This is a genomic window from Pseudoalteromonas sp. BZA4, from assembly GCF_040104395.1.
GTDB lineage: Bacteria > Pseudomonadota > Gammaproteobacteria > Enterobacterales > Alteromonadaceae > Pseudoalteromonas.
Map to the genome: position 1 here is coordinate 1 of NZ_JBECOT010000078.1, position 14,771 is coordinate 14,771.

Genomic DNA, 14,771 nt, shown 5'->3' on the forward strand with positions numbered 1-14,771 from the left:
CGATCAACTGCTTGTAACTCATGGTAAATGCTTCTGTTTGTTTGGCGACGATAGAGTACCACCAACAGGCAGTTGATCTCTTCTCACCGTTTAACCATGAGTGGTGCACTTATTATCTGAATTCGGGGTTTCCTTATATATTATTATTTAACGCGAAGATTCTAGGCTAAGGCCTTATAGCTCGCAATAAATTAATAACAAAAAAGGTACAAACTCTATTGTTAAGCGCGTTCATCCTTGGGTGATTCCATCACGACATGAGTGGTAATGGTTCGTACTTGTGGGATTGAGCCTAATACATCAGCATGAAACGCTTTATAGGACTTGAGATCCGCCGTCTCAACCCTCAGCAAATATTCAAACGAGCCAGTTACATTGTGGCACTCTTTTACTTCATCAATAAACTCAAGAGCGTGTTCGAATGCTCGCTGAGATACTGTTGAGTGCTCATTTAAACCAACCCCAACATAAGCGATAAATCCTAAGCCAACAGCCTGATTATTAATAACCGCCCGATACCCAGCAATAACCCCAAGCTTTTCTAGTTCTTGCACTCTACGAAGGCATGCCGATGGCGATAAACCCACTTTATCTGCCAGCTCGGCATTGGCAATTCGGCCATTGCGTTTAAGCTCATGCAATATTCTGTCGTTAATTTTATCTTTTTTCATTTTTGGTTGTGAACCTTAAACATACACAACAATATTAAGCGCAAAAATTGCGCGCATTACAACTTATAATTGCATCTTAATTCAAATGGAGAGATAGCGATGAGTTTTGAAATTTTAACAGCCTTGGCATTATTTGCTTTGGTGTCATCAATTACCCCTGGACCAAATAACTTAATGTTGATGAGCTCAGGTGCTAACTTTGGCTTTAAAAGAACCACACCACACTTACTTGGCGTGACGCTTGGCTTTATGTTGATGCTGGTTTTGGTGGGCCTTGGCATCATGCAGCTATTTGACTTATTCCCTCCAATCTATTTGATATTAAAGGTATTTTGCATTGCTTACTTGCTCTATCTTGCATTTAAAATTGCCACAAGTAACGCACAACAAAAAGCCAGTAGTGAAAGTAAGCCGTTTACTTTTATTCAGGCTGCACTATTTCAATGGGTGAACCCAAAAGCGTGGGCAATGGCATTAAGCGCGGTTAGTTTGTATGCCCCAGACAAAAACCTCACCTCAGTTTTAATCGTAAGCCTCGTATTTGGCTTGATTAACCTGCCGTGTGTCAGCTCGTGGACTTTACTTGGCGAAAAGCTGCAACACTGGCTTGCCAGCCCAAAGCGCTTAAAAGCATTTAACTACCTAATGGCAATATTATTAATTGCTTCAGTGATGTTTAGTTTGCTTTAATTTGAGCAAGCTTTGCTTATTTTTCACACGGCACTAAAAAATCAACATGGTAATGCTCATCATGTCGCACCCAGGATGGCTTAGTAGAAAACTGAATATGCTCTTGTAGATAGTCAGCATACTTAGTTTTATAAAGCCCAGCTTGCAGGGTTGGGGCAAAGATCACTCGCCAAATATCGTAACCTTTGGCTGATGCCGATTTATGCAGCTCAACAATATGAGCTGCTAAAGCGGTGTAATCAATCTTAAACTGTTCAAACTGGCCTTGTTTATCAAATTCTATGTCGTAGCCAAAACGATTAAACACATGAGTAGGCAAATGTACTGATTGCCCCTTTTCGTTAACAACAGGGGTCATAAAATCAACCGACAAGCCATTTTGATGAGTTTTATGCGGGCTAAACTTCCCGCCATTTTCTAAGCCCGTTTCAGCGTATTTGTATCGTTTATCCGGATGGGATTTCAGGAGCGCTTGGTAGGCATCAACGATGATGTCCTTTACCTGCGAATGAACATACGTACGCCCTGCCAGTTCAGCCACTTTGCTGTAGCTGGTAAAGTTATCACCCTTGCTGGGTAATTTTACTGCATTACGTACATAGCCATTGGCAGTCGTTCCACCACATACGCTATTAGCCAAAACCGACCCAGAGCAAAATAATAAGGCTAAAACTAAACATGTTTTCATTGCACTAGCTTCTTTAAAAATTTAAAGCTTATTGATTTGTGAATGAACGAAAAGTTAAAATAGAGCCTACTTTTAATCATGATAAATCAATCGGGTGCTCTAGCTTGTCTAAAATTATCTAGACACTAAAACAGCTTACTCATTATCACTCAGAGAGAAACACTAATTGCTGAAGCTCGGAGTAAACAAGCTCTAACGGAATATAGAGTGTTTGCATATTCTTGCGACTCAATGCGGCGTGCAGAGGAAGAACGGCTAACCCTTTTATAGTGATATTAGCCACATCCGGAGTTTTTAGAAGCCTAACAACCTCTCGGTCTCCATATTGCGAGATAGAAGGTATAAAAGGACGTAACTGCTTAATTAATTTCTCTAACAAAATTTCATTCACATCACCACCCATGATGATAGTTTGCGTATTTAAAAGAGATTCAAGGGTATGAATTGCAATACGAAGAGGCTCTGAAGCTTGCTCTACCCACAGATCTAACTGCTTACTTACAGCACAATGAGCTATAAGCTCTTCTTGAGTTACCCCATTTAGATTTAACATCGTTCTTAAAGACGCCATTGACGCAAAGTCATTTAAACGTCCAAGCTCAGCTGTTTTTTCATCAGTTTCTGGCGTAACAAAAATATCGCCAAGTGCCCCCGTTAAACCATTTTGACCCAGCAGAATTTGTCTATCATAAACGACTGCTGATTCGACTCTTAAGCCTAAGTGGATAAAAATAAAGTTATGTAATTGCTGAGCTTCACCAAATAACATGTGGTATGCCGCACAAGCAGACGCAGACGTCTCTAAGGCGATGGGTAATTGTAATTTATTAGCGAGCTTGTGCTGCAACTGTTTATTAAATGTATAACCATTTATTGCGCTATCATCACTCGTTTCTACAGACAAACCGGCACCTAAAATCAATGACTTATCGATATCATCGACTTGAACTAACGTATCAACTAAGTAGGCAGTTTTGTCTAATAGGTTTTCTGATTCAACGAGTGTATGTAACCGATTTATTTGCTCACCATTGAGGTAAAAAAGACCTACCTCTAACTCGTTATTAGCGACTCTTATCGCTATTGTGTAAGCTGCTTTTTTATTAAGGACAAGCATTTTAGAAGGTTTTCCTGCCCCTTCAGCTTTTTTAATCCCGACTTCTTCTACTAGTTTTGCAGCTAAGAGCTCTTCAACCATGTTGGTGATTGTTTGCTTTGTCAGCTGCGTATTTCGCGCAATTTCAACACGAGAAACGGGGCCTTGAGTAACAATTTGCGAGAGCACAAGACGCAAATTTATCGCTTTATTTTGCTTTGCGTTAGATCCTTTCACTATAAGCCCACCTTTTACAACTTTTATCTTTTACAACGTCTTACGCAGTTTAAGCCATCGTAGCAGGAAACCGAATAAAAATTAATTAGTAAAAACATTTGACATATTTATATTCATAGACAAATATGATTATAAATAAAACAATTAAGAAATGTTATTTTTACTTTACCTTTACATAACAAACCAGCTTACCTAACAATTACATATAGTTACAGTAAGTTATTACTATTAAGTAAAAATGCATGAATTAAACAGGACTGTTTAATATGTCTACAACTAGAAAAAACAAAAATCATAGTGCATTAAAATCAGCAAACATCTACTTTTTGAGCTTTTTATATATACTTTGCACTTACAGCTTCTCTTTGTCTGCGCAAAATATACAAGCGATAGACTGGTCAAAAGCCGCTAACTCTAGTGATATAAACCTCTCAGCTGAGCAAATAGACACAATAAAAGAGAAAAAGCTCACTGCGGCTCTCGCTTGGCACGGCGCGAGCCCTTGGATCAATGCTGTTAGCAGAGGTGCAGAAGATGAATTTAAAAAACTAGGCGTGAGGGTAATTGCTCAGACTGATGCGCAATATGACCCTGCAAAACAAGTAGCTGATTTAGAGAACATTTCAGCATTAGAGCCTGACCTAGTTTTATCTCTGAGTATTGATGGCATAAGCACAAAATTAAGTTATCAAAAAATACTCGCAGGTGGCGCTAGACTCGTCTTATTAAGTAACCCTATCCCAGGCTTCCAACATAACAAAGACTTCGCCGGAATTGTCACTGATGATATGTTTGGTATGGGTGAAGCTGCCGCAACGCTCGTTGCACAGGCATCAAATGACACAGGGAAAGTAGGACTCATTTTCCATGATGCAAACTATTTTATAACCAACAATCGCGATCAAGCCTTTCGAAAAGCCTTAACACACTTCAGCAATATTAAAGTGATTAGTGAGAAAGGCTTTGTAAAGGAGCATGAAACTAGCAATATTGCTGCTGCAATGCTGTTACAACACCCTGAAATAGATACTATTTATGTGTCATGGGATACTGCTGCAGAAGGTGTAATTGAAACACTGCGCTCAATTGGCCGTAAAGATATAAAAGTAGTCACTCACGATTTGGGAGTAAATAACCTGCTTGATATGGCCATGAATGGCAACTTATACGGCACTATTTCAGACCGGCCATACGACATTGGTAAGACCATGGCTCGCATTGCTGCAGGTGCCGAAATTGGTATTCAAGCCCCTGAATTTACTCTGGTCCCTTTCGATTCGGTAACCCACGAAAATATAGCCTCAATTTGGCACAAAGCATTCAAAGCACCGCTGCCTAAACTACTTGATTTAGCATTAAAACAATAAGGAATGACATGAGCATAAATCAACTAACATTTGATCAAATAAAGGGGCTTGCGTTAAAGCGAGAGTTCTTTATTTACTACATATTTCTAACCGTGATGCTGTTATTTACTGTGACGCTTCATGACACTGGCTTCTTTAGCCTAACTAATTTTATGAATATCGTAAGACAAACAGCCCCCGTCACTATTATGGCAATTGGACTAACATTTGCGTTAGCTGTCGGACACATTGATTTATCAATAGGCGCTGTCGTCGCACTGTCGGCCTTAGTTGGCGCAATTTTACTACAGCACGTTGGCATTCCTCTAGCCGTTGTTGGTGCCTTAAGCGTTGGGCTGATTGTAGGCCTGATTAACGGCTTACTAATCGAGCGCTTACAGGTCTCGTCTTTGCTTATTACCTTAGGAACTATGGGTGTAATCACCGGCGTTGCAAGACAAATTACTAATTTAGAGTCCGTGCCAATCATCGATCAAACTTTCACCGCTTTTTTTGGTGCCGGCGAGCTCTTTGGTGTGCCATCCTTGCTTATTTGGACCCTTGTTACCGCAGTTATTGCCTATGTAGTTTTAACTAAGCTTTCTTTTGGTCGCCACTTGCTTGCTGTGGGCGGTAGTCCAAAAGCAGCACTTGCTATGGGCATTAAAGTAACCCGAATTCGACTTTATGCATTGGTTATATCTTCTTTAGCCGCTGCCCTTGCAGGTCTGTTATATGCAGGTCGCTTACATGGCGCACGTTACACACTCGGTGAAGCAGACTTATTAACGGTTATTGCCGCCGTAGCTATTGGCGGAACCAGTCTTTTTGGCGGGCGCGCTTGCATTATTGGCGCAATTTTAGGCTCTTGGTTAATGGGCATGATCAATAATGGACTTATTCTTTCTGGTTTTTCAACCAATGAACAAATGATTGCACGTGGTGTAATTTTAGTTATTGCCGTAGCTATTGGCGTCAAGGAGTTAAAAAATGGTTAGAACAGCACTCGATCAAGTCGCCTTAGAAGTTCGAAACATTAGAAAAAGTTTTGGCGGTGTTCACGCACTTCAAGATGTTAATTTTACCATTAATAGAGGCGAAGTTGTTGGCTTACTTGGAGACAACGGCGCAGGTAAATCAACGTTGGTTCGCTGCGTTTCGGGCATTCATAGCCCTGACGAAGGAGAGATTATTGTCAATGGTCATGAGGTCCATATTAACTCACCTCTTGATGCACGCAACGTTGGAATCGAAACTGTTTTCCAAGACTTAGCTATGGTACCTGAGTTTAATATTACGGAAAACTTATTCCTTAATCGTGAAATAAAACACAAAAACCCAATTCTTCGCAAACTTGGCTGGCTAGATAAAAAATCAATGGAGAAAAAAGCCAAGAAAGCATTAAACCGGCTTAATAGCCGTATTCCGAGCTTCGAAGAACAAATTTACCGTTTATCGGGAGGCCAGCGTCAAGCAGTTGCTATTGCAAGGGCAGTAAACTGGGGAGCTGATATCGTTATCATGGACGAACCGACAGCCGCTTTAGGTGTGGAACAAAGCGCTCAAGTTAACGAGCTTATTAACCTCATCAGCTCGCAAGGTGTTGCCGTATTACTGATCAGTCATAATATGCAGCATGTCGTTGAAACATGTGACAGAGCAGTTGTACTTTACCAAGGCCGCTCGGTCGCTGATGTTGCAGTTTCAGAGGTAACTAAAGAAGACTTAGTAAGCTTAATCACAGGCGCTAAAACAGCGGCATAAAGGAGTATGAGCATGAGTATTGAAAAAAAAGTGGCCCAATTAATCGACACACTTCCCTTAGCCGAAAAAGTTGGCCAACTGTTTTTACTCGCATTTGCAGGAAAAGACTACGATTACGCAAAATCATTAGTCAGACAGTTTCATATTGGTGGTTTTTATATTACAGATGACAACGCTGCCAATCCTAAGGAAGCAACCGAAATGGCTTCAATGTTACAGCAGGAAGCTGCTTTGAGAGCATGTGACGTTCCATTGTTACTTGCAGTCGATCAAGAAGGTGCCTGGGGCATACTTACACACCACACAGATTTAGGCCCCGGAAACCTTGCGCTTGGGCAGGTAAATGATCGAGCACTAACAGCTGACATGTATCAAGTGTATGGGGAACAAATGCAGCTCATTGGCTACAACACTCTGCTCTCGCCTTGTGCGGATGTTAATGCGAACCCTAATAACCCGATTATTGGTTTGCGCTCTTTTGGGGAGGAGCCAGTAGCGGTTGCTCAACATGTCAGTGCAGCAGTAGAAGGGGCAAATAAGTCGGGTAATCTCTGTTGTGCAAAGCATTTTCCAGGTCATGGTGATACACACAGTGACTCGCATCAAACTTTACCTTCTGTAGATAAATCTTTTACCGCCCTCATGCAGCAAGATTTAGTGCCATTTAAAGCCGCTATTGAACAAGGTGTTGGACTTATAATGACAAGCCATATTTGCTACCCGCAAATTGACCCCGACAACCCAGCCACATTATCAAAGATAATTTTGCAGGATATTCTACAGAAACAATTAGGCTTTAAAGGGCTTATTATTACAGACAGCATGAATATGTGGTCTATGAGGCGTAATTATGAGCCCAGCGAAGCTGCAATAAAGGCACTTAAAGCAGGAGCTCATATTGTCATGTTAAGTGAAGAGCATTACGAAAACAGTACAACTCCCTACAAAGAAATTCAAGCTGCCACGATTCAAGGAGTTATCGACGCCGTTAACAAAAACGAGTTATGCGAAACCGTGATTAATGACAGGCTTCAACACGTATTAGTGTTTAAATATACGCACTTTGCAGATGCAATGAGAACGCCATATAGCCTAGTTAATAAAGCCTCGGATATTGCAAAACTTGCAGCAGAGAAAGCGATAAAAGTGCTGAGAAATGAAAATGGACTTTGGCCACTCGACAAACGTCAGTTTACTTTAGCTTTTGCAGCGAACCCGCAAGGTTACGATAAAATAACCAATGACAGAGGGATTGGTCCTAACGATCCCTTATCTGCTCAACATGTCATAGTGAACACACTAAAACAGCGAAGTACACCACACACTCTTCTCAGTTATCAACAACTATTAGCTGCGCTTAATAGTGAAGAGTTTCTACTTAAAGAACCATTAGTGCTAGTAACCGAAGATTATCCTTTGCCTGGCGAGTCATTCGATGTTTTAGACCAACAAAACATACTCAAAATGGCCGTTGAAAAGTGGCCAGATAAACTTGTAGTCATCGGGATGCGCTCTGACTACGAACTTGCAAATCACCCACATTTAAAAACCTATATTAGCGCATACTCTAGCCGAGCTATTAGTGCTGAAATAATTGCAAAGCTACTTTAAAGCGCTCATAAAACAACCAAATTAAACTTGACAATTAGTAAAAATAATTTAATAAATAATTAGTAAATTAATTTTATTAAATATAATGATAACAACAAAGGGGTAAACAAATGAAAACCACCGCGGCTTTAAAAACTCATTATTTAACGCTATGTATTATGACAGCGCTATCAAGCACTTCATTATCAACTTACGCTCAACAGAATGAAACTCAAGCGCAAGAAAACAAGGAAATGGAAACCATTGAAGTCCGTGGTATTCGTCGTAGCCTTACTGAAGCATTAAACACCAAGCGCTTCGCAGACTCTGTTGTTGATTCAATTTCAGCAGAAGACATTGGTAAATTTCCTGATAAAAATATCGGTGATGCTATGCAGCGCATCCCGGGTGTTACGGTCGTGCGTACTTTTGGCGAAGTTGCGGGCGTAACAGTACGTGGTACTGCACCAGAACAAAGCATGGTGTTACTTAATGGACAAAATGTTGCCAGTGTTGGTTGGTTTGATTTAGGTGGTATGAATCGTAGCTTCAACTTTGAAATGCTCGCAGCAGAGCAAATCTCTGGAATGGATTTATACAAATCAGCAGAAGCTGACATCAATGAAGGCGCAATGGGTGGTACTGTTAATCTAAGAACAAGAAAGCCACTCAACCTAGATAGTGGCACCGTATACGCCTCTGTTGAAAACAGCTATCACGCCAACGCTGAAGCTTGGTCACCTGCATATTCTGGTCTTGTAAGTTGGAAAAACGACAACGAAAACTTCGGTATTTTAGTCGCTTACTCAAATGAAGAGTCAAAAGTATACCGTGAGACATTATCAAACTTTGGCCCAGCGGGTAATGCCACATTTGTCGATACAAGTGGTGTTGAACGTCAATCATATGGGGCAATGTCATCAATTCTATTTGATGAAGATAGAGAGCGTAGCAGCTCACAAATTACTCTGCAATATGCACCGAGTGATGCGTTGAGTATGGATTTAAATTACAACTTATTCGAACTTGAAAACAGCCATGTAAACTCTGCTCAATTTGCCATTGTGGGATTTGGTCAAATGCAAGGTGACTCTGTTGTGGTAAATGACCAAGGTATTGTTACTGCGGCAACATCACTTGCATCAGGCCCTGGCCCAGCTCCTTTGTTTAATAACACCGTATTACGCACCCCAAAAATGCAAACCGATGCCCTTAACTTTTCACTTAACTACAATGCTGACATTTGGTCTGCTGACTTTGTAATCGGTCGTTCTGATGCTAAAGGCCGTACTTTACAATCAAGTACTTGGTGGGGCGATATCACAGATACAGCAAACTCGAGTTTCAGCTTTGATGTTGCAGGCCCATTAGAGTTGGTCCCTACAAACCCTGACTACATGAAAGATCATAACAATTTTGCGCTATTCCAAGAGTTCACATACGTCAACTACAAGCGTGATAATACCATTGACTATGCACAGACCGATTTTACCTTTCAACTTGAATCAGGCTTATTCACATCTGTTCAAGCAGGAATAAAGGTCCAAGAGCAAGTGTTTTCATCGCAGGGTGATTTCCAAGATTTAGATGTAGCAGCGGCACAAGCTGACAACCTAACTTTAGCTAACTTTAATGGCGGCTTTGTATCTGGCTTACACAGCGCTGAAGGTCGAGCAGGTAGTTTGTCAGCTTTCCCTGTTGCTAGCACCGCTATCTGGGATTACGCACACAAAAATAAGCCTTCTGAAATTACTGTAAAAGATGCATTCTCAATTGAAGAAGATATCACTGCTGCCTACGTGAAAACTAACTTCTCTGGTGAAGGCTTCAGAGGTAACATCGGCTTACGTTATGTCGATACAGATATTCTCTCAACCGGCAGTATAAATGGCGAGCCTGACAAAATAAGTAAAAACTACAGCAACTACTTGCCTAGTTTTAACTTGGCGGTTGATTTATCAGAAGATATGATTTTCCGTTTTGCTGCAGGCTCTGCAATATCACGTCCTGATTATGACGATATGAAAGTAGCCGATATCATTTCACAGAGCTTTCAAACAGCCAATGTAGGTAGCCCAGAGCTAGACCCTTATAAATCAGATCAGTATGACATGGGCGTTGAGTGGTATTTCAGTCCTTCTTCAATTATTGGTGCCACATTCTTCATCAAGAACATAAGTGATTATATTGAGCAAACAACAGTAAAAGAAAACTACCCGGGCTGTGGACCTGAGTGCCTTGTAACGCGTTCAAGAAATGTCGGTACTGCAGATGTTCGAGGCATAGAACTGCAATATCAACAAGACTTTGATAATGGCTTTGGTATACAAGCAAACTACACCTACACAGACAGTAGCCGTACAAATTCAGCGGGTGAAGAAGTTCCAATTGAGGAGGTTTCACAAAACTCATTTAATCTATCTGGTTACTATGAAAATGATATGTTTAGTGCACGCCTAGCTTACAATTACCGCGATGACTGGGTTCGACAATATAACGGTAGTAGCCTAGACAGTATGAACGACCCATACGATCAATTAGATGCATCCATTGTTTGGCATGCCACAGATTATCTAGATATCACCCTTGAAGCAGCAAACCTATTGAATGAGGCCCTCGTCTTACGCCAACCAAAAGCAGGCAATATTGTTCATAGTGTCGATGAGTTTGGTACCCGTTACTTTGTTGGCGCAAGCATACGATTCTAGAACCTATTTATGGAGTTATTTGCTTATACCGGGTGAAATTTCAGTTTCCTTACCTTGTACTTTTAGCTAACACAGAGCTCCATGTTAAACCATAAGGCAAGTTGCCCAGCTTGCCTTACTTTCCAACCAAAAGCTAAACCCACCACATTAGTAAAAACATTTGACTTATTTTTGAGGTACAACTACTTTTAATATTGAGGTGAATAAATCGTTAACAAAAAAGCACCTTAAATCCAATTTCATGGATGGCTAATATCGTACTTTTTAATATCTGCAGTAAAGAATAGGTATGTGTTGGAAGCCATGAGTAACAACATTATCAACAGGAATAATCGAATGAAAATTACAAAAGCAGCAGCAATAGTTGGACTAGTTCTCAGTAGTAACGTATCAGCTGGTACCGGTGTGCAAAGCTTTTTAGACAGTCTAAGGGACTTCGAATCTGGTATTAACCCAAACCTTGCTAACTTTTACAGTGATAACTTAAATAATCCTGTTTACACGTATGCAAAAGTATCTGCACCAGGTCGAATGATCAGGGACTGCGCAACAGGCAGTATGATCCCTGAACCAACCACTATCAGTGAGTTTTTTACTAAGCTTGGAGTTGACGACATTTATAATCCACAAACGCCAAACGACCCTCAAATGTTCAAAAGCATGCAATATAACTCAATGAATGCATGGGGTTTTGTTGGTTATCAACTAGGTGAAGCGGTCTTAATTGACGCGGGATACTACAGCCCAAAAGTTGTTGAAGTTGATGGTGTCGAATACGACAGTTTCTATGTATTTGTAGATGACTCAACTTGGATAGGCTGTGAAACAGAAGCGCTTGTCGAAATTGTTGGATCAGGCGGTAACATGATTCTAGCGACAGATGTAAACAAGTGGGAGGGTAATTTTGTAGGTAAAAATGGAGTTAATTCATTTCAAGACCTGCTCATTCCAGACAATCAAGAATTAGTCATGCGCGATGCAATGCGCTTTAACTACGGTGTTATGACACAGTTATTGCAAGACGCTAACATGACATGGTCACAAGCATTAGCTAAAAGTTGGCCCGGCACTGACGATGATGGTAATGCTATTCAAGTTCAAGCAACTATGTCTGGATTATTAGCTGCAGCTCATTTGCGCGGCGCATGGGGCACAGCTAGGTTACTTACCAACGATGAAATCACATGCGATGAATTAGGCACCTGTATTACTAAATATGTTCATAAATTTGGTGGCTACAATACTATTTTTGATACCCCTGCAAATGATACGATTGAAGGCTCACAGTATGATGAAAGACTATCGGCAGGCTGGGGCAATGACGCCGTCATTACTGGCGGCGGAAGCGACATTATTGAACTTCACGAACAAGCAGGTTCTATCACAACGCTGAACGACTTTACTATTGGTGATGATTTAATCGTACTGAGAGATTGGCAAACTGCGAGCCCGTTAGCTAACTTAACAGTTGCAGATGTAGCACAAGGGGTTGAGCTAACATTTTCGGGTCAAACTATCTTAATCAAAAATGCCTCTGCCAGCCATGTAAATCAGAATACAGCCAATGTTATTGCTGAATCCAAAATATACGAAATAGCTTGGTCAGGTACGCAAACTGTGAATGGCTTTAACCCTCTATTAGACAAAGTTCGCGGCACAGCAGGCATTGGCTTCAAACATTTAAAAGCCTACGAAACTGACACGTCGCTTGTAGTAGGTGTTCAAGCTCAAGACGGAGGTATTTACAGCTCGATTGAGTTAGTAGGCTTAACTTTGTCTGATCTTACACCTGAAATGTTCGATAATGTGACGGGTGGCTTTGACCGCTTAGGCTATATTGTTCCTTTGAGTAACCAGAATTGGGGCTGGAATGTTGAGTTAACAATTAATAATTTTGATATTGATAAAACAGTAATCAGTATGCCGTTATTTAACTACAGTTACTCTATGTTGGTGCTAACACAAGAAAATAATGACACAGTTATTACACTTAATGAATCTTCATCACAGGGAGATCAAAAACGTTTAATATTGAAAAACATAGATGTTACGAGCCTAACAGCTGCTAACTTCGAGTTTTTGTCTGGTAGCTTTAGTGACGCATCAATTGAAATTCCTGTTTACTTTGATATCTCAGCTCAAGTGATTGGTAGTGGTGGCGCAATCTCACCAACTCCTGATGCTAGTAATGTAATTGCTGCTCAAGGTAACCAAGATTTTACTATCAACTTTATCCCTGATGCAGGTTATCGTGTTGCGTCTGTAAAAGTGGATGGCACTCTTATCGCGAATCCTCAAAGTTCATATACATTCAGTAATTTATCAGCTACTCACTCAGTTGAGGTCACATTTGAATTAGGAAGTACCTGCCCTACTGCTTGGGACTCAACAGCAATCTATGTAGGCGGAGATCAAGTTACCTACAACGGTCAAACCTACGAGGCCAAATGGTGGTCTCAAAACCATCAGCCAGATTTAGGCGACCCATGGAAACTAGTTACTCCATGTAATTAAGTCATACTCATGCCGAGGCACTTCACCTCGGCATATTTTTAAAAAATAGCTAAAAATTTAAATCTTTTGGAATAAACCTCTAGCCCACTCGTTACCTCTATGTCAATTCGCAAAAAAGAGGACGAGACAATGACAAACTTCAAACAATCACTTATCGCCAATCTGTGTCGTAACTGCAACAGGCTTTTCTGCGGCTTCATCAGCAGCTGACGTACAACTATCAGTAGCAAGTGAGCAGCAAACAGATGTATAAGCGTCTTTAGAGCCTATTGAGCTAAGCACAGCAGGTCTAAGTCAGGCCTCTCAAATCACTAATGACCTGCAATCATCACTGACTAGCAATGTACAACAAGCTGCAATGAGCTCTGTACAAAGTAGTGTTGAGCAAACCATTTCATCAACTGTTAGCAACAGCGTTAGCCTACAAGTTGCTGAGCAAGTAACCGCAGCGACGACTACCGAAGTCGTTAATAACATTCAAAACAGCTTGAACTTAGGCCTTTAAACAATAGCGTGCCGGATTGTCACCCGGCGCTCCTTTAGGAGATTATTATGCGTTCAATTAATAAGCTCATCACGATAAGCGCGATAACTACAAGTATTCAAGTATCTGCTACAGATACAACTTTTCATGCTGATACACAAATTAGCTTAACAACTAACTCCGATTTAGCCATTAAAGAGTTAGATGATATTTCTTCACAAAGTGATACGGGTTCAATATTTAAAGCTGGCGTAAGCGCTGAGTTACATTCAACTGACAACCTTAAGTTCACACCAAGTTATCGATACGAGCAAACCAATTATCACCAGCTTGACCAGTATGACTTGGCATTACATCAATACAGTCTTGATTCTAGCTACAGCCTTTCGGGTACTGATGTCGGTATACGTTATGACGGTGCTTTAGCAAAAGTCGCAAAAGAAACATTTTAAACCTTGGATCAGGCAAGTTTGTATGTTGGCCACTACTTTAATCTAACAACCTACCTGCGTACTGCGATTAGGGCATCAGATAAACAATTCGCCACACAGTCAATGCGTGATGCAAAAGGGTTAGGGCTTGATTCAAGCCTGTATTACTTTATTAATCAGGGTAAAACGATGCTGCTTTTAGGCGCTAGTTTAGATAGAGAAAATGCTGATTCAGAGCAATTTAACTTTAAAAGTTGGGGATTAAATACGGGCATCACTCATCGTTTTAAAGCGTTTGATATAAGCAATAAAGCCGGATTAAGCTGGCGCTATCAAGATAAAAACTACCAAGAAGTTATCAACCAACCACTCACACAAAGCGAGCCATCACGGGATGAAAGTCGCAGTGTAGTCAGATGTATTAGTGTGATTACCAAGGGATACTGACGGTATAAGTACCAAGCGATTTTGACGTAATCACACTATCAATGTTGCCGAGCTTCGGCAAGTTTTGCTAACCGTAACGCAGTCGTATTCATATTTTCCCTTAGC

Annotated in this window: 14 protein-coding genes; 10 read left to right on the forward strand and 4 right to left on the reverse strand. The window is 40.8% G+C overall.

Annotation, left to right across the window (positions count from 1 at the left end; genetic code table 11):
• Nucleotides 1–221 precede the first annotated feature (221 nt).
• Nucleotides 222–671 (reverse strand): Lrp/AsnC family transcriptional regulator, encoded by a 450-nt coding sequence (locus ABMY41_RS19625; protein ID WP_054551870.1) that lies wholly within the window; start codon nucleotides 669–671, stop codon nucleotides 222–224.
• Nucleotides 672–770: 99 nt separating this feature from the next.
• Between ABMY41_RS19625 and ABMY41_RS19630 the strand changes: the two genes are divergently transcribed.
• Nucleotides 771–1,361, forward strand: coding sequence for a LysE family translocator (locus ABMY41_RS19630; protein WP_287244257.1), 591 nt, complete (start codon nucleotides 771–773; stop codon nucleotides 1,359–1,361).
• A gap of 16 nt (nucleotides 1,362–1,377) precedes the next feature.
• Here the strand turns inward: ABMY41_RS19630 and ABMY41_RS19635 are convergent, their stop codons facing one another.
• On the reverse strand, nucleotides 1,378–2,049 hold the full coding sequence (locus ABMY41_RS19635) for a penicillin-insensitive murein endopeptidase (RefSeq protein WP_287246272.1): 672 nt from the start codon (nucleotides 2,047–2,049) through the stop codon (nucleotides 1,378–1,380).
• 145 nt (nucleotides 2,050–2,194) lie between these two features.
• Nucleotides 2,195–3,382, reverse strand: coding sequence for an ROK family transcriptional regulator (locus ABMY41_RS19640; RefSeq protein ID WP_287246274.1), 1,188 nt, complete (start codon nucleotides 3,380–3,382; stop codon nucleotides 2,195–2,197).
• A gap of 266 nt (nucleotides 3,383–3,648) precedes the next feature.
• Here ABMY41_RS19640 and ABMY41_RS19645 point away from each other — a divergent pair, with 266 nt between their 5' ends.
• The 6 genes from ABMY41_RS19645 (at nucleotide 3,649) to ABMY41_RS19670 (ending at nucleotide 13,304) form a co-directional block, all read left to right on the forward strand.
• Entirely contained in the window at nucleotides 3,649–4,749 is a 1,101-nt protein-coding gene (locus ABMY41_RS19645) for a substrate-binding domain-containing protein (protein WP_287246276.1), read from the forward strand.
• Nucleotides 4,750–4,757: 8 nt separating this feature from the next.
• The gene (locus ABMY41_RS19650) at nucleotides 4,758–5,726 is read left to right on the forward strand and encodes an ABC transporter permease (protein WP_287246278.1); all 969 of its coding nucleotides are present in this window, start codon (nucleotides 4,758–4,760) and stop codon (nucleotides 5,724–5,726) included.
• Nucleotides 5,719–6,492: an ATP-binding cassette domain-containing protein gene (locus ABMY41_RS19655; protein ID WP_287246280.1), complete on the forward strand. Its 774-nt coding sequence runs from the start codon at nucleotides 5,719–5,721 to the stop codon at nucleotides 6,490–6,492. Before ABMY41_RS19650 ends, ABMY41_RS19655 begins: the two co-directional genes overlap by 8 nt.
• 12 nt (nucleotides 6,493–6,504) lie before the next feature.
• Entirely contained in the window at nucleotides 6,505–8,103 is a 1,599-nt protein-coding gene (locus ABMY41_RS19660; RefSeq protein ID WP_287246282.1) for a glycoside hydrolase family 3 protein, read from the forward strand.
• 110 nt (nucleotides 8,104–8,213) lie between these two features.
• Nucleotides 8,214–10,790, forward strand: a complete 2,577-nt coding sequence (locus ABMY41_RS19665) for a TonB-dependent receptor (RefSeq protein WP_287246284.1) — start codon at nucleotides 8,214–8,216, stop codon at nucleotides 10,788–10,790.
• Between the two features lie 336 nt (nucleotides 10,791–11,126).
• Nucleotides 11,127–13,304 (forward strand): carbohydrate-binding protein, encoded by a 2,178-nt coding sequence (locus tag ABMY41_RS19670; RefSeq protein WP_287246286.1) that lies wholly within the window; start codon nucleotides 11,127–11,129, stop codon nucleotides 13,302–13,304.
• A 147-nt stretch (nucleotides 13,305–13,451) separates the two neighbouring features.
• Here ABMY41_RS19670 and ABMY41_RS19675 read toward each other — a convergent pair whose 3' ends face one another.
• Nucleotides 13,452–13,586 (reverse strand): hypothetical protein, encoded by a 135-nt coding sequence (locus ABMY41_RS19675; protein WP_349275999.1) that lies wholly within the window; start codon nucleotides 13,584–13,586, stop codon nucleotides 13,452–13,454.
• Between the two features lie 76 nt (nucleotides 13,587–13,662).
• Between ABMY41_RS19675 and ABMY41_RS19680 the strand changes: the two genes are divergently transcribed.
• From ABMY41_RS19680 to ABMY41_RS19690, 3 genes are read left to right on the forward strand one after another with little or no spacing between them, the layout of a single operon-like run.
• Nucleotides 13,663–13,809 carry a hypothetical protein gene (locus ABMY41_RS19680; RefSeq protein WP_287246288.1) on the forward strand — a complete coding sequence of 49 codons (147 nt, stop codon included), beginning with the start codon at nucleotides 13,663–13,665 and terminating at the stop codon, nucleotides 13,807–13,809.
• Nucleotides 13,810–13,856: 47 nt separating this feature from the next.
• Nucleotides 13,857–14,240 carry a hypothetical protein gene (locus ABMY41_RS19685; protein ID WP_287246290.1) on the forward strand — a complete coding sequence of 128 codons (384 nt, stop codon included), beginning with the start codon at nucleotides 13,857–13,859 and terminating at the stop codon, nucleotides 14,238–14,240.
• A 3-nt stretch (nucleotides 14,241–14,243) separates the two neighbouring features.
• Nucleotides 14,244–14,666, forward strand: a complete 423-nt coding sequence (locus tag ABMY41_RS19690; protein ID WP_349276002.1) for a hypothetical protein — start codon at nucleotides 14,244–14,246, stop codon at nucleotides 14,664–14,666.
• The last annotated feature ends 105 nt before the right edge of the window (nucleotides 14,667–14,771 follow it).

Bases quoted from the DNA above. Each gene is read 5' to 3' on its own strand.
- ABMY41_RS19625 (WP_054551870.1), bottom strand. From the start codon at position 671: ATGAAAAAAGATAAAATTAACGACAGAATATTGCATGAGCTTAAACGC.
- ABMY41_RS19630 (WP_287244257.1), top strand. From the start codon at position 771: ATGAGTTTTGAAATTTTAACAGCCTTGGCATTATTTGCTTTGGTGTCA.
- ABMY41_RS19635 (WP_287246272.1), bottom strand. From the start codon at position 2,049: ATGAAAACATGTTTAGTTTTAGCCTTATTATTTTGCTCTGGGTCGGTT.
- ABMY41_RS19645 (WP_287246276.1), top strand. From the start codon at position 3,649: ATGTCTACAACTAGAAAAAACAAAAATCATAGTGCATTAAAATCAGCA.
- ABMY41_RS19650 (WP_287246278.1), top strand. From the start codon at position 4,758: ATGAGCATAAATCAACTAACATTTGATCAAATAAAGGGGCTTGCGTTA.
- ABMY41_RS19655 (WP_287246280.1), top strand. From the start codon at position 5,719: ATGGTTAGAACAGCACTCGATCAAGTCGCCTTAGAAGTTCGAAACATT.
- ABMY41_RS19660 (WP_287246282.1), top strand. From the start codon at position 6,505: ATGAGTATTGAAAAAAAAGTGGCCCAATTAATCGACACACTTCCCTTA.
- ABMY41_RS19665 (WP_287246284.1), top strand. From the start codon at position 8,214: ATGAAAACCACCGCGGCTTTAAAAACTCATTATTTAACGCTATGTATT.
- ABMY41_RS19670 (WP_287246286.1), top strand. From the start codon at position 11,127: ATGAAAATTACAAAAGCAGCAGCAATAGTTGGACTAGTTCTCAGTAGT.
- ABMY41_RS19680 (WP_287246288.1), top strand. From the start codon at position 13,663: ATGAGCTCTGTACAAAGTAGTGTTGAGCAAACCATTTCATCAACTGTT.
- ABMY41_RS19685 (WP_287246290.1), top strand. From the start codon at position 13,857: ATGCGTTCAATTAATAAGCTCATCACGATAAGCGCGATAACTACAAGT.